This window comes from Bacillus arachidis (genome assembly GCF_030285945.1).
GTDB classification, from domain to species: Bacteria; Bacillota; Bacilli; order Bacillales; family Bacillaceae_G; genus Bacillus_A; species Bacillus_A arachidis.
Genome location: NZ_CP127376.1, coordinates 4374838 through 4396124 on the forward strand (window position 1 = coordinate 4374838; position 21287 = coordinate 4396124).

At 35.6% G+C, this 21287-nt stretch carries 22 protein-coding genes and 2 pseudogenes; 9 read left to right on the forward strand and 15 right to left on the reverse strand.

Annotated features, from left to right (window positions below; translation table 11 throughout):
- Nucleotides 1–9: 9 nt before the first annotated feature.
- The 4 genes from QRY57_RS24245 to QRY57_RS24260 all read right to left on the reverse strand — a co-directional run bounded on the left by QRY57_RS24245 (nucleotide 10) and on the right by QRY57_RS24260 (nucleotide 4699).
- Nucleotides 10–1968: a DUF2142 domain-containing protein gene (locus QRY57_RS24245; RefSeq protein WP_286016315.1), complete on the reverse strand. Its 1959-nt coding sequence runs from the start codon at nucleotides 1966–1968 to the stop codon at nucleotides 10–12.
- A 64-nt stretch (nucleotides 1969–2032) separates the two neighbouring features.
- Nucleotides 2033–2371 (reverse strand): EamA family transporter, encoded by a 339-nt coding sequence (locus QRY57_RS24250; RefSeq protein WP_090693890.1) that lies wholly within the window; start codon nucleotides 2369–2371, stop codon nucleotides 2033–2035.
- The gene (locus tag QRY57_RS24255) at nucleotides 2364–2705 is read right to left on the reverse strand and encodes an EamA family transporter (protein ID WP_208016420.1); all 342 of its coding nucleotides are present in this window, start codon (nucleotides 2703–2705) and stop codon (nucleotides 2364–2366) included. Before QRY57_RS24255 ends, QRY57_RS24250 begins: the two co-directional genes overlap by 8 nt.
- 266 nt (nucleotides 2706–2971) lie before the next feature.
- Nucleotides 2972–4699, reverse strand: coding sequence for a phospho-sugar mutase (locus tag QRY57_RS24260; RefSeq protein WP_286016316.1), 1728 nt, complete (start codon nucleotides 4697–4699; stop codon nucleotides 2972–2974).
- A gap of 203 nt (nucleotides 4700–4902) precedes the next feature.
- Between QRY57_RS24260 and QRY57_RS24265 the strand changes: the two are divergent.
- The 3 genes and pseudogenes from QRY57_RS24265 to QRY57_RS24275 all read left to right on the forward strand — a co-directional run bounded on the left by QRY57_RS24265 (nucleotide 4903) and on the right by QRY57_RS24275 (nucleotide 7195).
- Nucleotides 4903–5422, forward strand: a pseudogene (locus QRY57_RS24265) (diadenylate cyclase).
- A 91-nt stretch (nucleotides 5423–5513) separates the two neighbouring features.
- Nucleotides 5514–5873 (forward strand): hypothetical protein, encoded by a 360-nt coding sequence (locus QRY57_RS24270; RefSeq protein ID WP_090693895.1) that lies wholly within the window; start codon nucleotides 5514–5516, stop codon nucleotides 5871–5873.
- 182 nt (nucleotides 5874–6055) lie between these two features.
- Nucleotides 6056–7195: a mannosyltransferase family protein gene (locus QRY57_RS24275; protein WP_286016317.1), complete on the forward strand. Its 1140-nt coding sequence runs from the start codon at nucleotides 6056–6058 to the stop codon at nucleotides 7193–7195.
- Nucleotides 7196–7263: 68 nt separating this feature from the next.
- Here QRY57_RS24275 and QRY57_RS24280 read toward each other — a convergent pair whose 3' ends face one another.
- The 5 genes from QRY57_RS24280 to QRY57_RS24300 form a co-directional block, all read right to left on the reverse strand.
- Nucleotides 7264–8748 carry a leucyl aminopeptidase gene (locus QRY57_RS24280; protein ID WP_286016318.1) on the reverse strand — a complete coding sequence of 495 codons (1485 nt, stop codon included), beginning with the start codon at nucleotides 8746–8748 and terminating at the stop codon, nucleotides 7264–7266.
- A 395-nt stretch (nucleotides 8749–9143) separates the two neighbouring features.
- Nucleotides 9144–9533, reverse strand: a complete 390-nt coding sequence (locus tag QRY57_RS24285) for a DUF6080 domain-containing protein (protein ID WP_286016319.1) — start codon at nucleotides 9531–9533, stop codon at nucleotides 9144–9146.
- 287 nt (nucleotides 9534–9820) lie between these two features.
- The gene (spsC, locus tag QRY57_RS24290) at nucleotides 9821–10447 is read right to left on the reverse strand and encodes a stationary phase survival protein SpsC (protein WP_026594226.1); all 627 of its coding nucleotides are present in this window, start codon (nucleotides 10445–10447) and stop codon (nucleotides 9821–9823) included.
- Nucleotides 10448–10532: 85 nt separating this feature from the next.
- Complete coding sequence (locus QRY57_RS24295) at nucleotides 10533–10850, reverse strand: YuiB family protein (RefSeq protein WP_286016320.1); 318 nt, start codon at nucleotides 10848–10850, stop codon at nucleotides 10533–10535.
- A gap of 15 nt (nucleotides 10851–10865) precedes the next feature.
- The gene (locus QRY57_RS24300) at nucleotides 10866–11360 is read right to left on the reverse strand and encodes an NUDIX domain-containing protein (protein ID WP_286016321.1); all 495 of its coding nucleotides are present in this window, start codon (nucleotides 11358–11360) and stop codon (nucleotides 10866–10868) included.
- Between the two features lie 259 nt (nucleotides 11361–11619).
- On the opposite strand from QRY57_RS24300, the gene QRY57_RS24305 reads away from it, so the two are divergent.
- A complete protein-coding gene (locus QRY57_RS24305; RefSeq protein WP_026594223.1) occupies nucleotides 11620–12054 on the forward strand; it encodes a DUF5391 family protein in 435 nt (144 codons plus the stop codon).
- A gap of 74 nt (nucleotides 12055–12128) precedes the next feature.
- On the opposite strand, the gene QRY57_RS24310 is transcribed toward QRY57_RS24305, so the two are convergent.
- Nucleotides 12129–13337, reverse strand: a complete 1209-nt coding sequence (locus QRY57_RS24310; RefSeq protein ID WP_286016322.1) for an NAD(P)/FAD-dependent oxidoreductase — start codon at nucleotides 13335–13337, stop codon at nucleotides 12129–12131.
- A 469-nt stretch (nucleotides 13338–13806) separates the two neighbouring features.
- Between QRY57_RS24310 and QRY57_RS24315 the strand changes: the two genes are divergently transcribed.
- The 4 genes and pseudogenes from QRY57_RS24315 to QRY57_RS24330 all read left to right on the forward strand — a co-directional run bounded on the left by QRY57_RS24315 (nucleotide 13807) and on the right by QRY57_RS24330 (nucleotide 17199).
- Nucleotides 13807–14796 (forward strand): NAD(P)/FAD-dependent oxidoreductase, encoded by a 990-nt coding sequence (locus QRY57_RS24315; RefSeq protein WP_286016323.1) that lies wholly within the window; start codon nucleotides 13807–13809, stop codon nucleotides 14794–14796.
- 58 nt (nucleotides 14797–14854) lie between these two features.
- Nucleotides 14855–15184 (forward strand): annotated as a pseudogene (locus tag QRY57_RS24320) (GyrI-like domain-containing protein); the annotation flags it as partial.
- Between the two features lie 220 nt (nucleotides 15185–15404).
- Nucleotides 15405–15722, forward strand: a complete 318-nt coding sequence (locus QRY57_RS24325) for a magnetosome magnetite crystal formation protein family (RefSeq protein WP_026594220.1) — start codon at nucleotides 15405–15407, stop codon at nucleotides 15720–15722.
- A 229-nt stretch (nucleotides 15723–15951) separates the two neighbouring features.
- The gene (locus QRY57_RS24330; protein ID WP_286016324.1) at nucleotides 15952–17199 is read left to right on the forward strand and encodes an MFS transporter; all 1248 of its coding nucleotides are present in this window, start codon (nucleotides 15952–15954) and stop codon (nucleotides 17197–17199) included.
- Nucleotides 17200–17216: 17 nt separating this feature from the next.
- On the opposite strand, the gene QRY57_RS24335 is transcribed toward QRY57_RS24330, so the two are convergent.
- Nucleotides 17217–18098: a helix-turn-helix domain-containing protein gene (locus QRY57_RS24335; protein WP_286016325.1), complete on the reverse strand. Its 882-nt coding sequence runs from the start codon at nucleotides 18096–18098 to the stop codon at nucleotides 17217–17219.
- Between the two features lie 85 nt (nucleotides 18099–18183).
- Between QRY57_RS24335 and QRY57_RS24340 the strand changes: the two genes are divergently transcribed.
- Complete coding sequence (locus tag QRY57_RS24340; protein WP_026594217.1) at nucleotides 18184–18636, forward strand: 2-thiouracil desulfurase family protein; 453 nt, start codon at nucleotides 18184–18186, stop codon at nucleotides 18634–18636.
- A gap of 32 nt (nucleotides 18637–18668) precedes the next feature.
- Here QRY57_RS24340 and QRY57_RS24345 read toward each other — a convergent pair whose 3' ends face one another.
- From QRY57_RS24345 to dapF, 4 genes are all read right to left on the reverse strand, one after another.
- Complete coding sequence (locus QRY57_RS24345) at nucleotides 18669–19022, reverse strand: YxeA family protein (RefSeq protein WP_286016326.1); 354 nt, start codon at nucleotides 19020–19022, stop codon at nucleotides 18669–18671.
- A 194-nt stretch (nucleotides 19023–19216) separates the two neighbouring features.
- The gene (locus QRY57_RS24350) at nucleotides 19217–19366 is read right to left on the reverse strand and encodes an FbpB family small basic protein (protein ID WP_170833692.1); all 150 of its coding nucleotides are present in this window, start codon (nucleotides 19364–19366) and stop codon (nucleotides 19217–19219) included.
- A 238-nt stretch (nucleotides 19367–19604) separates the two neighbouring features.
- On the reverse strand, nucleotides 19605–19958 hold the full coding sequence (locus QRY57_RS24355) for a HesB/IscA family protein (RefSeq protein WP_026594215.1): 354 nt from the start codon (nucleotides 19956–19958) through the stop codon (nucleotides 19605–19607).
- A 41-nt stretch (nucleotides 19959–19999) separates the two neighbouring features.
- Nucleotides 20000–20866: a diaminopimelate epimerase gene (gene dapF / locus QRY57_RS24360; protein ID WP_286016327.1), complete on the reverse strand. Its 867-nt coding sequence runs from the start codon at nucleotides 20864–20866 to the stop codon at nucleotides 20000–20002.
- Nucleotides 20867–21287 lie beyond the last annotated feature (421 nt).

Sequence of the window (21287 nt, forward strand, 5' to 3'; positions counted from 1 at the left end):
CCACTAATTTTAATAAAAATACCCTAACATAAACACATTGGCATATAGCAGCATCCAACATGCTAACTTCGCTGATCGTTGTGCTGTCAATTCAGAATACTGTTTCACATTCATTCTTTCATTGAATATGAATAATACAATAGGAATAATAGGTAAGAAATATCTCCCTTGCAATCCACTAATGAAATCTGCACCCACTTCAGACCAAGTCAAATACAAGCTTAACATAACTAAGCCAATTGTACTTGCAATTGTTAAAATAAAAATTAAATAATCGAAGTTACGTAACTTAAACTTGTCCTCAGAATAATCAAAGATAGCTGTCATTACAAGACCAACGATACTAATAAGTACAATCCCACTCATCAAGTGTGTTACCCACCCTACTTGATTTAACATGTTCATCCACATGCTCAATCCAGTTTCAAATGTGCCAAAGAACGCTTTCAATGCTTCAACTGGGTGTCCTAAAATGAAGTGCAATTGGCCCACAGGGTTTATCTTTTCATTTGGATTAATAGTTCCAACAAACTTCATGACGAATAAATTCCAAGAACTCATCATTAAACCCGGTATTCCGGCAAGCAACAGAAACGAAATAATACCTTGCAGTTTTGTACGGAATAGTTCTCTTCCAATAAACGCTAAGATCAAGAATGATAATGGCCAATACGTAAATTTACATAACACAATAAGAATTAATAACACAGTTGGGATAATAAAGTCCCTAACTCCCAATGTGTTCTTTTCCGAACACATCAGTTTTTGTAGCATAATAGCAATAAAGAGATAGTTTAATCCCATAAGTATTGCATCGGCTGAAAACGATGCAGCTAATGAAACAAATAACGGAAAAGCAGCTAAAAATGCTAATGTATTTTTCAATCTTGGAATTATTTTAATAGCCATTGCAGTTAAAATGATGTAAACAGCTAAATTTAAAATTCTTCCTAACATTAGAGCACTAAAAGCTTTTAATCCTAATATATTTGCAATAAACAAACCTAGAGCTTGTGGAATATAAGGGATTGGTGTGTATACTGCAGTTGTTGGTTGTTCTACAAAGTTTGTTTTACTTGCAAAAGTATAAGTATCCCAAATTTCACTCTTAGCTCTATCATACCTTTCACCATTAGCAAGCAACCCATAAGTTGTTTCAAATTGATTCGGCCTTGGCATATAATCTATATTCTCAGGTAAGTTAACGCCTACTTTATCACCTTGTTTTGTAGAAAGAAGATTACCTAAGCTAATATCATAAGCTTTTGCAAAATGAAAGTTCTCATCTGTTGCCTCAAAAAGCGGATTGTTAAAGCTAAACATGATTCCCATTGCTCCAGCCACAACAACAAAATTCTTGATTGTATTTTTCCCGATAAACGCTAACACTACTATAGTAACTAATGCAGTTATTACAGCTTTTCTAATTTTTAGCCAATCTATTTGGTCATATGATACTTTAGCTGCTACTGCTTGTCCTTTATCTTCTGTACCATTAACAGTCAATCTCCCGTCCGATAATGATGCTCCTGTACGAATGCCCACCTTTTGGCCATTCTCAGCCTTTACTATTTTCACTTTCAACGTCATAGTATTACTTAATTCATTGGTAAGTGGAATGACAATACTACTTTTAAAATGAGGGTCTTTAATATACCCTTCTCCTCCCCATTTACTTAAGTCTACTGTCTCTTTACTCACTACTTTCTCTTTAGTCGAAAGTTCATACTCCAATAATACATTTTTATGATAACTATCACTTGTAAGAGGTAATAAAAGATGTTTCGGATTTTCACCTGAAAAATGAAACTCTTGTACTAATTCATCACCTTCAGCTAAATCAGTCATCTTATAGTTACTATACGCAAGGCTTTTATTCACAGTATGAATAGGTCCTGTCAAAAGGACATAAAGAACTGCACACAAAACTATAAAAAAAGACATAATTATCTTTTTCCTGTTTATCATATAAAAACACTCCTATTATTTTTATCAAAATTCTTCAAAAAACATTGTAGAAACAATACGTCTATTATTGGATGCAAAAAATTGCAATTCCTATGATGATAATAATATTCCCTACCACTTTTCTTTTCGTAATTTTTTCACCAAGAAAATACCAACCGAATATTAAAATAATAACGTAACTAAGCGATTCTATAACAGGCGCTTGCTTTAATGTGACACCTTTCATTGCAATAACATTTAAACCAGCATTAATTACAAATAAAGAGTATCCAACTATTACATATCGGTTCACATATTCTTTCCACTTTGTATCATAAGTGACTAACGTTGCTTTTTTTAGTAAAATTTGGGAGTAGTTTGCTAAAATAACACCAAAAATATAAAGCAAAACAAATTTATTCATCTTTTACCACCACAACAATCCCTATAATAATAACGATCGCACCGAGAACGTGATTCCATCTTATCGTATCCCCAAAGAATACTACAGACCATAAAAGCCCCCATAAAATAATAACACCCCGATGTGAATACGCTTTAGATATTTCAAACGGTTTAATGACTTGTTGCCATATAATTGCATATCCAAACAAAAGGATAACAAGAACCATATAGGCCATAAGAAAAGAAATTGAACCGACTGAAAATTGTGCTGCCCATTTCATATACACCATTATGATAGAGTATAAAAAAAAGGCAACATGTAAAAATACATAATGCTTAATAGATGCTTTCATACACTCAACTCTCTTTTTTAAAAATGATAGTTATATCATCACTTATTTTACTAACTTTCATCCCCAAACTTTATTCATACAAAATAAAATTTTAACATAAATACTTAAAAATTTCATTCTGAACTTATATCGGCGCATTCCTTGCTTGTGTCTAAAATGTGACAATTTCAATTGTATACCCATGAATCATTCATATGAAAATTTCCTATTTCTATCTACTCAATAATAAAAGAAGCATGAACATCTCCATGTCCATGCTTCTTTTATTATTGAACGCGATTCATAATATCGCTTTTAATATTCTCAAGCTTTTCTTCACTATGTTGCAAGGAATCGCCTTGCACCCCAAAGTAAAATTTAATTTTCGGCTCTGTTCCAGACGGGCGTAAGCAGAACCAAGAACCATCCTCAAGGTAATACTTTAATACGTTTGATTTTGGTAAATGAATCTCTTCAGTAGCTTCTTCCACAACTTTTGTTCTAACACTCGCTTTATAATCTTCAGCAATTGTAACCTTTAAACCTGCTACTTCTGTTGGTCGATTCTCACGGAAAGATGTCATCATATTTTGAATTTGCTCCGCACCATCTTTTCCTTTCAGTGTTAGAGAAACAAGTCCTTCACGGAAATATCCATACTTCTCAAATACTTCAAGCAATCCATCATATAATGTTTTACCTTGTGATTTATAATATGCTGCTACTTCACATGCAAACAATACCGATTGAACAGCATCTTTATCACGGCAGAACGGGCGAATTAAATATCCATAACTTTCTTCGTAACCGAATTGGAATGCATATTCTCCGCTTTCTTCGTATTGCTTAATCTTTTCACCAATAAATTTAAATCCAGTTAATGTATCAATTGTGTCAAGCCCGTAAGCTTTTGCAATTGTACGTCCTAGTTCTGAAGTAACGATTGTTTTTAAGACAACACCATTCTCTGGTAATATACCTTTTTCTTTCTTTTGAGATAATAAGTATTCCAGCATTAACGCACCTGTTTGATTTCCTGTTAATACTTGATATTCACCAGCATGATTTCGAATCGCAACACCAAGACGATCTGCATCTGGATCTGTCGCAATTAAAACATCAGCCTGCGTTTCTTCACCGTAACGAATTGCTAATTCAAATGCAGCATGCTCTTCCGGGTTTGGTGATTTTACAGTAGAAAAGTTAGGATCCGGCTGTTCTTGTTCTTTTACAACCGTTACACTTTTAAATCCTACTGCTTCTAAACCACGACGAGTAGGAATATTAGAAGTACCATGTAATGGTGTAAAGACAACCTTCAATTCTTCTCCATGTTTTTCCACTAATTCTTTATTAATAATCACTGTTTTTAATTGTTCTAAATATGCATCATCTACATCTTGTCCGATAATTTCTAATAGACCGTTTTGCTTTAATTGCTCAACATCCGCAATCTCTACTACTAACTCATCACTTACCGCATTTACGTACGAAATTAATTCATCCGCTTCTTTTGGAGGTAATTGTCCTCCATCTTCTCCATATACTTTATATCCATTGTATTCTGGTGGATTATGGCTTGCAGTAAGAACGATTCCACTATATGTATGTAAATAACGCACTGCAAATGAAAGTTCCGGTGTTGGGCGTAAACTTTCAAATACATATGTTTTAATGCCATGAGCACCCAGTGTCGCTGCCACTTCCATTGCGAACTCTGGTGATTTATGACGTGAATCATACGCAACGACAACACCGCGCGCCTTTGCTCCATCACCTTGTTTTTCAATAAATTGTGCTAATCCTTCTGTTGCTTTACGTACTGTATATACATTTAAACGGTTTGTTCCCACGCCAAGCTCACCGCGCATACCACCTGTACCAAACTCTAAATTTTTATAGAAACTGTCCTCGATTTTCTTCGGATCTTCCTTCATTTCTTCTAATTGTTGCTTTAACTCTGCATCTAAATTCGCAAAACTACTCCAGCGTTCATATTCTTTTGTCCAATCCATTTTCCTCTCTCCTTTCAGTCAAACATAATCTCATTATATGGCGAAAATAACGCTTTCCTCAATACTATTTTATATCCCTAGAAAATCTTACCTTATATACAAAACTATGTAATCTATGTAAACATTCTTTTCCTTTACGCATACTTTCTGCATGGAACGAAAAACTATACGTAATAAATATATTCTTAAATAGGGTGAATACAATGCAAGAATGGGCACTGACAAAAACAATGAAACAGCATATTCAAGAAACTATTAAAGATATTTCTTTTGCACTTCAAGATATGCAAACTGCACTGGACAATAATAATGAATGTATTTTATGTAAAGTTGAAGATATACAAAAATTATTACTACATATCCAATCAAAAACGGCATGGTGCTCTCATTATTGTGGAAAGAGATCAACCGGTAGAATCATTTATCCAATCCGGGATAGAACTACAAGCACACTTAACCGTTCCATTGTTAGAATCTATTTTTTATCCTGGAAACTCTCTTCATGATGGTGCTGTTCTTGTGAAAAATAACCATATTATATCCGCAGCCAATATACTTCCACTATCACATCAAACACTTGCATCGCATCAAAAATTAGGGACACGTCATCGCGCAGCAATTGGGCTTTCCGAAGTAAGTGATGCCCTTATTCTTGTTGTATCTGAAGAAACCGGAAAAACATCTTTTGCCTTAGCTGGAATGTTATATGTATTTTCACTTTAAAATCTTATATTTCTTTTTACATATAAAAGGAATTTTCATTCTGCTAATTGAAGTATATACATTATGAGGATAGAAAGGCGATGTAGGAATCATGAAAAACACATTCTATCTATTTTTCACAATATTTTTTACATGCTTTATACTTGTAGGTTGTATCGATGCGAATAGCTCGAGCAACTCTTCCAATCAATCTCAAGAAACCGAAAAAAGTATTAAAAAGGCCGTTTGGAATCAATTATCCAATCAAGAAAAGCAATATATTATTGGTGATTGGGAAAATGCTACAATGACAAAAACAACATTTCACAAGCATAATAGCCATCAATCAAATGAGGAATATGAAGGAAAGACTGTTTATCTCGTTCATTTTCCATCTGATACATCTGCACCCAAAAACGTTGAAGTATATGTTGATATCGATACAAATGAAATTGTAGGATATAATAAATAACTTAAACAATATTGACCTCTAAAAACGACTTGCTCGTTCTTTTAGAGGTCAATATTGTTTAATACATAAAAAGAACTTTCAAACTTTTAATTATGTATCCGCTTCTAAACATAAGATACCTAATTTTACAATAGAAATGTCTGATAAGATAGAAATACCAAGTCAATTGAGGAGTTACATATATGCACAACAGTCTATTACAAAAAAGACGTTTATACTCTGAACAGCCACACAAAAAAATTTGGTGGTTAAAACCCATTCTAGCTCATTATCTTCTTTTAATTTTGGCCATTTTATTACCCTATTATAATAACTTCCATGAAGGAGTGACATTAGAACACTTCAAGCATGCTCTTATTAATTGGGATAGTCTTTGGTACATTGAAATCGCTGAAAATGGATATGAATCAAGAAAAGCTACTGCGTTTTTTCCATTTGTACCAATACTAATCAAAGTCTTTGGCAATCCCTATACTGTCATTGCAGTGACGCAGGTCGCATTTTTTATTTGCTTATATTTACTGAAGGAATTTTTCAAGCGCTGTAACATGAATGATTCCCAAATAAAAGCCGGCATTTGGCTTTTCGCAGTTAATCCTTGTGCAATTTATTATGCCACCGTTTATACAGAAGTCTGGATCGTTCTTTTTTCCCTTGCTTCTCTTCACATGGCTATAAAAGAAAAATGGCTTTACGCTTATATATTTGCCGCCATTTTAACATCCACCCGAGCACCAGCTTTATTATTCGGCATTTTTCCATTTACCCTTTTTATTATGTCCATATGGAATAAAAATTGGAAATTGGTGAAAAATTCCCTGTTATGGGGACTAAGTTGTACAGTTGGCTTAACAGGATATATGATTTACCTATATCGTGTATTCGGAGATCCGTTGGTTTTCTCAACGACACAAGCCGAAAACTGGGATCATTACGCCGTTTTACCATGGATTCAAATCATTGAAGGCTTTTATACAGCCTTTACTGTAGACATAAGAGAGATAAGACAAGGGCTATGGATATCAGCAGTATTATTCGCCTTTTTTGGAATTGGGTATATTTGGCGTTTGAAATCTAATTTAAAATGGGAAAGTATTAGCGCAATGCTCTTTGTATGTATCACGATTATTTTTATATTCAGTTTTGGTACACGCGGTCTGCCGATGCATAGCACGCTCAGATATTTAAGTGTTTTATTCCCAATTTATGCTATCATCCCACTTGTTGTACCTAAATCAATTCAACGGATAATTATTATTTTCTTTGCGATTGTATCGTTTATGAGCGCATGGAATTTCACTCATCATATATGGAACCTGTAAGATAAAAAAAGCCGTCTCCAAAAGGTCTGTACGTAACGACCTTTTGGGACAGCTTTTTTCCAACTCTCTTATTCTTCTCCAAAACGCTCAACAAGCGTCGCAAGCGTACGAACCATTGCTCCTGTTGCTCCCGCTGGCCCTAAATCATGTGCGCTCGTTGTATCAGATGTTCCAGCGATATCTAAATGTACCCATGGTGTTTCTTCTGCAAACTCACCAAGGAATGTTCCTGCCATTACCGCATGACCTTCACGACCTGGTGAGTTATTTAAATCTGCAAATTTACTGTTACGGACGCGTTCTTTATCACGCTCGAAAATCGGTAATTGCCAAATTGGCTCATCCGTTTCCATTGATGCTTCTAACACTTGTTCAAACAACGTTTCATCATTTGTCATCGCACCCGTTGTATGGTTTCCAAGTGCAACGATGACACCACCTGTTAATGTCGCAACATCAACAAGATAGTTTGCACCAAGTTTCTTCGCATACGTAATCCCGTCTGCTAATGCTAGACGACCTTCTGCATCTGTATTTAATACTTCAATTGTTTTCCCACTCATAGATGTAATCACATCATCTGGTTTGAATGCAGTACCACTAACAACATTATCAGTTGATGGAATAACAGCGACTATGTTTTGCTCAGGACGAAGTTCACCGATAATTTCCATCGCTCCAAGAACAGCTGCAGCACCGCCCATATCACCTTTCATACCAACCATACCTTCGCGTGGTTTTAAAGAATAACCACCTGTATCATATGTAATCCCTTTTCCAACGAGTCCGATCACATCTGTCCACTCTTCTTTTCCTTTATAAATAAGGGCGATCATTTTTGGCGGCTCAGTAGAACCTTGATTCACGGCAAGTAATGCACCCATACCAAGCTCTTCCATTTCTTCTTTCTCAAGCACTTTATAATCCATGTCATATGTCTCAGCTAATTCAACAGCATACTCTGCAAGTTTTGTTGCTGTTAATACGTTAGGCGGCATATTTACAAGTGTACGAGCTGAGTTTGTCGCACGTCCGTGTACATATCCTACTGTTAATGCAGCTTCGATTTCTTTTGCATCTTCTGCTGTAATAACCGCAAAGTTTTCTAACTCTACACTTTCTTTTTTATCTGTTTTATAGGTTTGTAAATCATATGTACCTAGGCAATACACTTCCGCTGCAATATGTGCAACATCGATTGCACCTAACTTATCTGTTACGAAAGAATCAAGTAAAATCGCTGCATCTTTTACCTTTGCAGCTTTTAATGTTTTAAATGCTTTACTAAGTGAAGCACGTAACGTTTCTGTTGTGTATGCTTCTTTTTTGCCAAGACCGACAAAATAGTAGCGTTTTACATTTGTTTTTCCTAGGCTATGTACTTTAGAAATAACTTTTTTCTTTGAACTAAGCTCTTTTTCTTCTAATAAAAGTTGTAATTGCCCTTCAAATGCTTTATCCAATTCTTGTACAAAACTGCTCGTTCCCTCTCCTTCAAATAAAGCAACAATTACCACTTCGTGATTCACTAATTCTTTTTGTACTTGAAACATGCTCAGACCCCCTAAATTTCTCTCTTTTCATTATAACTTTATTTTCGATAAAATGCGACAATTCCAACTCTTTCCGTATTCAAATTCCATCCTGCAACTACTACGAAAGATTTCCCCCCTTCATTTACACCTCTAACACTATCTTAATGAAGAAATACAAATAATCCTTCCAAAACTTTCAACTACAGTCTCCGAAATAAAATAACGTTATATATAGTGCTCAACACACTTCACAAAAAATATGGAATTATGATTCTCCTAAAATCACAAACTGATTCCACAATGAAGTTTATGATTAGATGGAAAGAAAAAAAGAGTGCATACCTCTTGTAGACAGGTACTGCACTCCTTTTTATAAAAATTTCGTATCATCCAATTTAGTCAAACTAATTACATTAAACTGGGTGCTTTAATACTGCAAATTGATATAAATAAATGATTTTATCTATATTATTTAAAGCAATTATTAATACAATTATACTTAACACTATAATTTTCAAACGATTTATTTTCTTAAATACATACGCTAAAAGTAGAGGTAATGTAAAAATAAAATGTGATCCATATATAAATGCTTCAGGCAACCCAAACCCGACAATTCCATGTAGTAAAACATTAAAACCTAAACATCCTGCCAAAAATAGAACAAAACGATTTTTAAATATATTGTTTACAATAGCCCATATTGCAGCACCGTATACAACTATAATCACAATACAACCTCTTAACGGATGTGATGGTAACGCATTGAATTGAGAGAAATCTTGAAATGTTCGTAAAGGCATTTCAGAAACATCCCCCAAAATTAATGGTGATCCTAACAGTAAATGAATAAACATTCCAAATTTAGAGCTTAAATACTCTTTTGAAAATTCTTGTTAAAGAGTAAAACGGGTACTACCTCCTATCGCTTCTTGCAAAGGCACTTGATTCACTAGCATACCCCCTATAAATGCCGCGACTACAAGAATTATAGGAATGAATGTCCAAATAAGTTTCCTCTTCGTTCCTTATAATAACCAATATATTTTCGAATAAAAAACAAAGGTAGTCTAGTGTTATTACCACTAGACTACCTTTGTTTTAAATATTGACCACGGAACACTTGCATCGTTTCGTCTTGATTTAACATCGTTAACTCTTCTTCTGTAAACTTACCTTTTCCCATTTTCACTACATATACATTTACTTTTTTCTTACCCCATTGACTATACACATCTTGAACCGTATCATAGTACAAATCGAGTCTATTTCCTTTTATAGCGCCACCTTTATCTGCTACCACACCATATCCATAGCCTGGTACAAAAAGGATGGTCCCAATCGGAAATACACGTAAATCAGCTGCAATTGTAGAATATATGTCCCTTTTAGCCTTTACACCTGAATATGTAATGCCATACTCTGGATGACCAGGGTTTTTACCGGTTGATTCTACACCTGACGTATAACCAGTTGCTGTCATTTCCATTACACGATATTTAGACCAGTCTTTCCCCTGTTCTAAAGCATTTATCACTTCTTTACTCGGAACAACTTGGTGCCCTCTTTCTGCTGCATGTACTTCTTTTACATTGCTTTCTTGATATGTTTTTACAAGCTCCAGTACAGACACTCCAGTGAACGCTTGCCATGTCACACATAATGCGACTACAAGTAAACAAGTCATCATAATGCGAATACCATATCGTTTTAACATTTTTATATTCCACACTCCTTCATCGTTCATCATTCCCTATACGATTAAGAAATATGCAGAAAAAAAATCTCCAGTAAACTGGAGATTAGAACATTTGATAACCACTTTTCCGAAGTTTCTTTATCACAACTCCTGATAAAATCGCCCCTATTAACCCTGTGGATAGAATAAAAAGATCGGCTTGTCCAAGATGCGAGACACCTGTTCCAAATGAGGAAAATGTTTCTTTCGGCTTTGAAAAGTAGTCCCAGACACTTGCTTTATTAATTATCAGCATACAAACAATTGGATAAATGATAACCATTACCCAAGTAGCACGTAAAATCATATTGAGTAAAAATCCAATTCCAAAGAAAAGTATAAAAAATAACATCATTGAAATAAGTAATACTGGAATACTCACTTTTTCCCACTCCTTCTATTTCTTATCTCCTGCCGTAAATACATGATAGGCTGTATATCCAAATTGATCTCCTGGATTTAATGTTGTATCCATCTTCAGAAGTGATTCTGTATGACCTTCCAGTAAATATCGAATTAATATAGAAGCATCTTGATTATATGCAATATCTTTTGGATGTAAAAATGCTACTTCAGACAATTCCTTTTCTTGTACAGTGATTTCTTCTCCTTCTGGTTCGAGTAAAAAAATAATCATATTATCGCTAATCTCATCACGAATAACTCCAGAACGAATTCCAATAACCCCTTTTACATGCGCCCGAATTCCTGTTTCTTCTAAAATTTCACGTTTAACAGCTTCATCAATCGTTTCTCCCTCATTTACAAAACCAGCCGGCAATGACCATTTTCCTTTTAGCCCCCCGTATTTTTTCTTAACGAAGAGCCAGCGACCATCTTTTGTAGCCACTAATCCACTTACAGCTAGCCAAACATTCCCACGCTTTCCCATGATGTAAAACCCCTTTCAGTCAAACGAACAGAATATTCATTCTTTTCTATGTATTATACTATATTTTTCAGTGAGAATAATATAATCTTCCCTTGTTCCTCAGTTACTACATTTCTTTCTACCCTTCTTAATTTCCATATATTTGATATAATGTGAATATAGGGTATTCTTTCCTCTGTAGAAAGACCTCGAATCCCTTCAAAATTCTGCTTTGAATATTACATCACACCTATTCATTGCGAAAGGAGTAAAAAGTAAAATGAGAAATCTATCACAAAAGTCCAGGATTGTATTTGTAACATTAGTTTCCGCATTACTCTTCTGCTCTTTCTTAATTGCCACTTCACTTTCACCACTTGCTGATTTAGGACCTAATGCAAATAAATTTAACTCTCTAGGCATGTGGAAATCAATCGGCATGATTTTACTATTTTATATTGTACCTCTACTTCTTTATATAGGAGGAATACAGGCAATGCGATTCATCATGGCTTTTCTTTGCGGTATGGGGCTATTCATACATCTCGTGATACTTACAGTCGTATTTATTACAATGCGCGTAAGTGACTATAACGCCTCCTCTTTCTTAGGAGTCATCATGCTTTGCGTAGCAGTATCCATCACAAATGTAATTTGGTTTTTTGTTGCTTTTCGTTCAAAAAGAACTTCTACTTATACACTGAATGCACGATAGAAGTTTAAGAAAAGCTTGTATAACACAAAGAGCAGAAGCGACTCATAGCCGCTTCTGCTCTTTTCTACTATATATTAAAAGAACTTTAGTTTACCTTTTTTCAGAACTAATAAAGGTCCACCAAGTAAGAATAGGTAACGGTTATCGATTACTTTCTTCATGAAGGAAGCTTTCCATCCCGTTAACTTTTTCCCCATCACAACGCCCATTGCATCGTCATGTCCTAATGAACATACAGATCCTTTGTTATCGAAAACGAATTTCTTCATTTCGCCTTTATCACGAACTAGCACAGCTAAGTTGTGTGCAATGTTGTAACCTTGTTGAATTGCAATTTGTGCTGTCGGTGGATATGGACGGTTAATCTCTTCATTGATGATTAACGCTGCGTCACCAACCATGAATACATCTTCATGACCTGGAGCATGCATATACTCATCAACTTTTACACGTCCACGCATTGCTTCAAAGCCAGACTCTTCCACAATACCGTTACCGCGAACACCGGCAGCCCAAACAACAGTTTCAGATTTAAGTAACTCAGCATCATCACCGTTTGCAACTAGAATACCTTCTTCAGTTGCTTCTTTAATTGCTGTACCGATTCGGAATTCTACACCTTTTTTCTCTAATTGTTTTACCGCATACTCAACTAATTCTGGATCGAAACCAGGAAGCGCTGTTGGAGCAGCTTCTACACAGATAATACGTGCTTTTTCACGTGGAACATCATATTCTTTGCAAAGTTCAGGAATACGATTTGCAAGCTCACCTACATACTCGATACCTGTAAATCCTGCACCACCAACCACAATTGTTACTAGCTCATCACGTTTTTCTGCCGCATATTGAGAGAACTTGTATTCCATATGCTCACGAATTTGACGAGTCGCATTAATGTTAGTGATAGAGAATGCATGCTCTTTCAAACCTTTAATACCGAATGTTTCAGATTCAAAACCAAGGCCGATTACTAAGTAATCATATGTTAACTCACCATTTTTTAAGATAATGCGCTTTTCAGCAGCCTTAATTTCTACAACTGTATCTTGCACAAAGTTTACTTTGTTTGTATCAATAACGTCTTCAATATCGAGACGGATTTTATCATGGTGTAATGTACCAGCTGCACTTTCATGTAACCAAGTTGCTTGGTAGTGATAGCTGTTGTTGTTTACTAACGTAATTTCAGCTTCACTTACAGATAATGTTTTTTGCAGACGAACAGTCGTAATCATCCCGCCATAACCTGCACCTAAAACTACGATTTTTGGAGTTTTCACCGAATCACAACCCTTTTCTTTATATAATAAGTAATCAAAAATAAAATCAAAGTGCTAAACACTCAATTTGTCAAGAATGTGGAATTCCTCACATTCTCAAGCATAACAAAACGTATTCAAAAAATCGTACGAAATTTGTCATAAAAAATTAACATAATACTTTCCTATATTAGTCGGTTTTATTTCATAATTCAAGCGCCTAGAGAATTATCAATATTTTAAAATAACATAGCGTTTTCAAGGGTTTTTCAACCTTTTTTTCATGTATTTTCCTACTTGGTATATTTTATACATTTTCATCCTATCTATGCAGAAGCTTACATATAATTCAGTCATTTCTTGCAGTATTCTAAACTGAAATATGTTATCATTTTTATTGTAAATTGCAATATTGTTTGCAGGATTTCCGTATACATATGAAAAATATATGGAATCAATATCTAAATTCCATCTATAGGGGGAATAAATAGTGACAGAAAATCAAAAAGTTTACGACATAACGATTATCGGTGGAGGTCCAACAGGATTATTCACAGCGTTTTATGGCGGCATGAGACAGGCAAGTGTAAAAATTATTGAAAGCTTACCGCAACTTGGAGGACAATTATCCGCACTATACCCTGAAAAATATATTTATGACGTAGCCGGATTCCCAAAAGTACGTGCGCAAGAACTTGTTGATAATTTAAAAGAACAAATGAAAAAGTTTGAGCCGACTATTTGCTTAGAAGAAGCAGTTGATACACTTGAAAAACAAGCCGATGGCGTATTTAAGCTTGTAACAAATACAGCAACACACTATTCTAAATCTGTCATTATTACAGCTGGTAACGGAGCTTTCCAACCACGCCGTTTAGAATTAGAAGGAGTAGAAAAATTCGAGAAAAAAAACCTTCACTACTTCGTTGATGATATGAAAAAATTCACTGGGAAACGCGTCGTTGTATTTGGCGGCGGCGACTCTGCTGTAGACTGGACAATGATGTTAGAACCAATCGCTGAACAAGTAACAATCGTTCATCGTCGTGATAAATTCCGTGCTCATGAGCACAGCGTAGAAAGCTTAATGAACTCTCGGGCAGACGTAAAAACACCTTACGTTCCAATTGAACTAATTGGTGAAGACAAAATTGAACAAGTTGTTCTGCAACATGTGAAAACAGAAGAAAAAGTTGTTATTGACGTTGATGATGTCATCGTAAACTATGGTTTCGTTTCTTCTCTTGGTCCAATTAAAAACTGGGGCTTAGACATTCAAAAGAACAGCATCGTTGTAAACTCTAAAATGGAAACAAACATCTCTGGTATTTACGCAGCTGGTGACATCTGTACATATGAAGGAAAAGTAAAACTAATTGCATGTGGCTTTGGTGAAGCACCAACAGCGGTAAACAATGCCAAAGCTTACTTCGATCCAAATGCAAAACTGCAACCAATGCATAGTTCTAGTATGTTTTAATATATAAAGTGAAACGGACTCCTTTCATACAGAAGGAGTCTTTTTGAATAAATTAACTCCTAACCAACATTCACAAGTAACACTAGCAGTGTATTCAAATTATGAGTCCGATGAAACCGGAGCATATAGATACACAATTGGCATGCCAGTTTCTTCATTAGAAAATATCCCAAAAAATATGACACCTCTTGCAATCCCTGCTTGTACATATGCGTTATTTACAACTCGAAAAGGTCCAATATCAGAAGTTATCGCAGAAGCATAGCAAGATATTTGGAACTGGTCAAAAGAAAACAACCACGCTTTCACGATAGACTTTGAACGATACGCTGAACGATCTATTGATCCAAATGATGCCCAAATTGATATTTATATTGCACTGGCTTAATTCATCGATTTACACTCTTTCCACAAAAAATGCAGCGAATAATCGCTGCGTTTTTTGCATGATTACACTACACTTTTATTATATCGGCGCCCTTATACACCCTATCTCATCAAATCTTACAAAACTGTCATGTTTTTGTAAGATAAAACGATAGTGCTTCACTCCATTTGCCTGCATACTAAACGTATAATAACAAACACTAGCTTATGAGGTGACCTATATGAACGGAAACAAATTATTATCCGCCTTTTCCTACTGGAGTATTTTCTTTGCACCACTTCTTTTCCCAATCATCGTTTGGATTTTCGGTGACAGCGAGACGAAAGCTCATGCAAAAAAAGCTTTATGGACACATATTATTCCAAGTATTGCAGCCTTTATATCGATGATTGTATTAGGAATTATGGGACTTGGTTCCAATGAGCCCGATGTAACACTTGGTATCGGTGCTATTATCACTGTATGTATTTGCGGTATCATTAGCCTGTACTTCTTTATCTGGAATATCATAAAAGGAATCCAAGTTATGAAATCTTAACAAGAAAAACCATCAACTACTCCAAGGGAAGAGAACGTCTGATGGTTTTTTTATTTTCTACCGGAATCACATTCGCTTCTTCTTATCTTTCCTTAAAAAATCCACTGGGCAAATGTGCAATTATTGTCTACAATGAAAAAGTGCAGTATAGAAATATTAAAAACTGTATAAAACGATTGTTAATAGGATTTTATATCCATTCAAAATGGTTACATAGAAAGGAAGCAATATGGAGGAACTACAACAAAACAAACCTGCTCCAGCAGAAAGTGGAACACCTTTATTAAAAAATACAAACTTCCTATTCCTCTGGGCAGCTACTCTATTTTCAAGTTTTGCTTTAGCCTTTTTTACATTTTCTCAAACGTGGTACATAGCGAAAACATTAAATCTTGAGGCCTCACTAGGCGTTGTCTTTGTTGCGCTTAGCGTACCAAGGCTCGTCTTTATGATTGTTGGGGGAGCTGTCGCAGATAAATTCCCGAAAAAAAATATTATGTTTTACTCAAATATCGTTCGTGCACTTCTTGTCGCAACGATTTTAACTTGGTTTATCGTTGGTCATGTGACCTTATATACATTTGCTTTGTTTGCTTTATTATTCGGATTAGCTGATGCCTTCTTTTGGTCAGCAGACGGTTCCATTCTCCCTGAACTTGTAGAAAAACATCGCTTAACACAGGCGAATTCACTTACACAAATGACGAACCAAGCATCAGTAATTTTAGGACCTGTACTTGGTGGGATTCTCATTAAGTTTAGTAATTATGAGACCATCTTTTCCATTACCATTCTGCTCCTCATTATTGCTGCTATACTCGTTCAAAAAATACAGTTTACAATACAAGAAAAAACGGATAAAGATAAAGGTATGTTTACATCTATTAAAGAAGGAATTTTATACGTAAAGGAATCGCCTTTTCTTTCAACGTTTCTCATCTGTAGTGCCTTTTTAAATCTATTTTTAATCGGTCCAATGCAAGTTGGTTTCCCGCTATTTGTCAAAAACGTTCTTCATGGTGACTCGCTTCAATTTAGTTATTTAGAAGCTGCTGTTGGAGCAGGTATGGCAATCGGTGCCGTCATTGTTGGTCTTAAGAACATTAATCGTAGACGCGGCTTATTTTGTATCATTATGATGCTGTTATCTGGCGTTTTCTTCCTATCTATTAACTTCAGTACAGCACTTTGGCAAGCACTACTCGCAGGCGCCTTCTACGGTATTACAATTGCCATGGCCATCGTTCCATTAATGGCAATGATTCAATCTACCGTCAAAGAAGAAATGATGGGCCGTGTCATGAGCTTAATGATGCTTTCATCCATGGGCTTCATCCCGCTTTCCTATGCATTCACATCACTCGCACTTGCTGCTGGTATTCCGATTGTGACGATTATGAAAAGCGGTGCTATCGCAGTTATTATCTTCGTATTATTTGTTGCGATTCGCGTTCCTGTTGTACGAAAATTTGATTGATTAAGAGGAGTCATGTATTACACGCATGACTCTTTTTTGAACGGATCAAATAACGTCACCTTCGTGCTCCTTCTTATAGCCGCCCCCCATTCTAACTCAATATCTAAAAATAGATCGCGCATCGTACTATACAAAAGAGCCTTAACATCTTTCCGAATTTCCCCTAACTTATACGCTCTGACAACACTTTTCACACGCCAGATAAGCTTTTCCTGAATATCTTCATCAACAAGCAGCTGTTCCAAAAATACACCTTGCTCTAATAATCCGCTCTTTTTATAAGCCAGTTCTACTTTACTCCAAAGCACATTAATTGTTTGCGGATTCCGTGACATCGGTACAATCGCATGTACAAACTTAGCCGGAATATCATGACGACAATATGTCTCATCAATTTCATACGTTGTTTTTTTCTTTTGTACTTCTTTAGAAGAGTTTTTAAAAAGAATCGTTTCCCTTTCTTCTCGTACCTCTTCCTTCTTACACACATCTACATTTTCCGCATTTTCACATGCGGTCATTTTCATACGGCCATCCATGCGGTCAATGGCAGCTTTACGAAACACATACAAATTTGCACTATATCCCCCGCACTTATGTCTCTCTTTCGTAGGGATCCTTTCAATAATCCCGAGTTCTTCTAATTTCGCAACAGAGCGACGCACCGTACGAATACTTTTTCCTATTTTAGTCGCAATTGTTTCCATTAACGGACAAGCGACTCCGACTGTTTTTTGTTTTTCATTAATTGCATATCTCCCTAACAAACGAATCACTAAAAAATCTGTTTTATTTATATTAGCTTGATAACGTACGAAAATTTGCTGCTGATATACATTGAATTCTTCTTTACTTTGAAATTCGCTATATGTTTTCATTAAGTTATAGAAAGTTCCCATTTTCATCACCCCATATATACATAGGTCCCATGAAGCAAAATGGGCGTTTTTCAAAAAAATTTCTTAATGAACTGAGGTAGAAACCATGATTGTAATTAGTGCCTGTTTAGCTGGTATTGCTTGTCGTTACGACGGAAATGACAATCTAATCTCAAAAATAGAAGAGCTATTACAGAAAGAAGAAACCGTTCTAGTCTGTCCAGAAGTATTAGGTGGATTACCAACGCCACGCCCCTCAGCAGAAATTATTGGTGGCAATGGTGATGATGTACTAGACGGCAAAGCAAAGGTGATAGATAAAGAGGGGAACGATGTAACAGAAGCCTTTGTCCAAGGCGCTTATAAAGCATTAAAAGAAATAAAAGATTTACATCCCGAATACATCATTTTAAAAGAACGTAGTCCGTCTTGCGGAAGCTCCACCATTTATACGGGCGAATTTAATGGAAACAAACAAGAGGGTTACGGTGTAACAACTGCATTGCTTCGAAGACATGGCTTTACAGTCATTTCAGAAGAAGATTTTGAAAATAAATAAAGGAGCTGGCCCATATCCCAACTCCTTCTTCATTATTTCACACCTAATTTTTCTTTCACTTTTGCAGGCAGCTCGTCTTTTTTCACTTCTTCCCAAGCTGTCACACCTTTTTTATCGGAGTAGTATACACATAGGAACGCTTCTTTGCGAAGATTTTTTTGCGCATTAAATTCCATTGTTTTTTCTTTACCCTCTTCATCAAATCCCGCTAATTTATATTGGTAATTTGTATATGGTGTACCATTATCAGATTTCCCCTTGTATTCTTTTCCATCATCCGTAATTTGAACATAATACGTATCTTTTCCCATACGGTTTAAATCACAACCAACTAACAAGCTAGCAAATACAACTAAAATACTAAAAAGTGCAATATATCTTTTCACGTCTTTCACCTCATGTGTTTTTTATTATACTGCTATCATAATCCCTTTTCGTTTAAGGAGAAATTCAAAAACGTGACATGAGCATTACACTTTTGTAAGATTACACACTAAAAAAACAAAAAAGAAGATAACCAACTACTGTACCTAGTCGATTATCTTCTTTTTTGTATATCAACGACGTTTTCGTATCTTAATTAGGAAGCCGATTTATTAATTGTATAACGTTGTTCAATACGTTGTTCAATTTTTTCCATCTCTTGTTTATCATTCAATATCTTTTGTTTATTTTCTTTTACCAATTCTTTAAACGATTTATGAAGTAATTTACAACGTTTGTTCGCCATAATCATTTCTCCTTATTGTCTGTGTAATCACAGATATAAAATAAAATTTTTCGATCACCATAAATTTTTTGTCTTTATTTGTCGAAAAATTATTCTTAATTCAAGAATACTATAACTTCCGAGTTTTTAAACCTATTTGTTTGAACATTATGTGAATTTAATAAAAACAATTATTTCACAACTAGTTTATAAAATAATAAAAAAATAACCTTCTCACTCATTTGTGAGAAGGTTATGATTAACACTCTTCTGGCTTACCAGCATTCGAAGCTGTACGGAAAGATGATCCACATCCACACGATGCGATTGCGTTCGGGTTATCGATTGTAAATCCACCGCCAAGCATCGATTGCTTATAGTCAATTTTTACTCCTTTAACAATCGGAGCACTTTCTTTATCAATAACAAATTCAACACCATAAAACTCAAGAACTGTGTCATCTTCATTTGGTTCTCTTTCAAATCCTAAGCCGTAAGAAAGACCACTACATCCACCGCCATGTACAGCAAGGCGAACGTATTTCTCTCCTTCTTCAGCATCTTTTAACATATCTTTAATTTGAAATGCCGCTTGTTCTGTTACATCAATCATGAAATCCACCTTCCTTTCATCTCTCGTTCTATTATACATCTTTACGCTTCTATCTTGTACTCATACACTCCGCGGCAAATTACTTCCGCTGGACCTTTCATCAAAACGTTCCCTTCTTCTGTCCAGGCAATCATTAAATCTCCGCCCGCTAAATGAACCGTAATTTCTTCACCACGCTTCATTTTTTCATTCAATACTGCTGCCACAACTGCTGCACATGCCCCTGTGCCACACGCCTGCGTCACACCTGATCCACGTTCCCAAACGCGGAAATTCATTTCATTTTCATTTACAACTTCAATGAATTCAACATTCACTCGTTCCGGGAACATCTCATGCGTCTCAAGTACTGGACCTAATGTTGTAAGTGGTGCTTCTTCCACATCATCAACGAAAATAACCGCATGCGGATTCCCCATTGAAACAGCAGTAAACACATAGCGATGATTATTGTATAGGAAATCTTCACGAATAAACGGCGTTTCTCCCTCTCCAAGCATCGGTAACTCCGCACGAGTTAAACGAGGTGCTCCCATATCAATTTTAGCTAAGGTAACGATACCGTCTTCTACTGTCACTTCAGCCGTTACGATTCCGGCCAATGTTTCTATTGTAAAAACATTCTCCTCTACTAGTTTATGCTCATACGCATATTTCGCTACGCAGCGCAGTCCATTCCCGCAGCTTTTTCCTTCTGAGCCATCATTGTTAAACATGCGCATTTTCACTTGTGCTACTTCTGATGGACAAATTAAAATCATTCCATCCGCACCAATTCCAGTGTTGATATTTGATACTTTTTCCGCTACAAGAGATAGTGCCTCTTCTGGAATTTGTTCTTCAAACATATTTACATATATATAACTATTCCCAAGACCATGCATTTTTGTAAAAGAAAATTGGTTCATCCTCATTCACTCCAAAAAAAATTTGTTGTTCTAAGTATAAAATGCATGCTTTTGGAACACAATAAGAACGTCCCCCGTTTCTCATATTTGACAACATTTTGATGGCTTTTATATAAGAGCCGTTCTTACACACATTGTGTAAGAAAAAAGCCCTTCTCGGAAAGGGCCTTTTTTTTATTCATACAAACATCCCTGCAATTGCAGCACTCAATAAATTAGCAAGTGTTCCAGCTCAGCTGCAATGACCTCTTCTTTCCATGGTACACCAATGACAAAAGCAAGCTATGAAAACATGTAATCTAATATAAATTGCAGTGACACATCTGGAAAACCGAAAAGACCAGCGAGTACCTAAATAATATTTATTCTGTCACCTCTAAAGCTCAAATTCTTTGTTAGCATTCCCTCTAAAAGAATTTTC

Coding starts and splice junctions, on each gene's coding strand:
- QRY57_RS24245 (WP_286016315.1), bottom strand. CDS start 1,968: ATGATAAACAGGAAAAAGATAATTATGTCTTTTTTTATAGTTTTGTGT.
- QRY57_RS24250 (WP_090693890.1), bottom strand. CDS start 2,371: ATGAATAAATTTGTTTTGCTTTATATTTTTGGTGTTATTTTAGCAAAC.
- QRY57_RS24255 (WP_208016420.1), bottom strand. CDS start 2,705: ATGAAAGCATCTATTAAGCATTATGTATTTTTACATGTTGCCTTTTTT.
- QRY57_RS24260 (WP_286016316.1), bottom strand. CDS start 4,699: ATGGATTGGACAAAAGAATATGAACGCTGGAGTAGTTTTGCGAATTTA.
- QRY57_RS24270 (WP_090693895.1), top strand. CDS start 5,514: ATGAAAAACACATTCTATCTATTTTTCACAATATTTTTTACATGCTTT.
- QRY57_RS24275 (WP_286016317.1), top strand. CDS start 6,056: ATGCACAACAGTCTATTACAAAAAAGACGTTTATACTCTGAACAGCCA.
- QRY57_RS24280 (WP_286016318.1), bottom strand. CDS start 8,748: ATGTTTCAAGTACAAAAAGAATTAGTGAATCACGAAGTGGTAATTGTT.
- QRY57_RS24285 (WP_286016319.1), bottom strand. CDS start 9,533: ATGCCTTTACGAACATTTCAAGATTTCTCTCAATTCAATGCGTTACCA.
- spsC (WP_026594226.1), bottom strand. CDS start 10,447: ATGTTAAAACGATATGGTATTCGCATTATGATGACTTGTTTACTTGTA.
- QRY57_RS24300 (WP_286016321.1), bottom strand. CDS start 11,360: ATGGGAAAGCGTGGGAATGTTTGGCTAGCTGTAAGTGGATTAGTGGCT.
- QRY57_RS24305 (WP_026594223.1), top strand. CDS start 11,620: ATGAGAAATCTATCACAAAAGTCCAGGATTGTATTTGTAACATTAGTT.
- QRY57_RS24325 (WP_026594220.1), top strand. CDS start 15,405: ATGAACGGAAACAAATTATTATCCGCCTTTTCCTACTGGAGTATTTTC.
- QRY57_RS24330 (WP_286016324.1), top strand. CDS start 15,952: ATGGAGGAACTACAACAAAACAAACCTGCTCCAGCAGAAAGTGGAACA.
- QRY57_RS24335 (WP_286016325.1), bottom strand. CDS start 18,098: ATGGGAACTTTCTATAACTTAATGAAAACATATAGCGAATTTCAAAGT.
- QRY57_RS24340 (WP_026594217.1), top strand. CDS start 18,184: ATGATTGTAATTAGTGCCTGTTTAGCTGGTATTGCTTGTCGTTACGAC.
- QRY57_RS24350 (WP_170833692.1), bottom strand. CDS start 19,366: ATGGCGAACAAACGTTGTAAATTACTTCATAAATCGTTTAAAGAATTG.
- QRY57_RS24355 (WP_026594215.1), bottom strand. CDS start 19,958: ATGATTGATGTAACAGAACAAGCGGCATTTCAAATTAAAGATATGTTA.
- dapF (WP_286016327.1), bottom strand. CDS start 20,866: ATGAACCAATTTTCTTTTACAAAAATGCATGGTCTTGGGAATAGTTAT.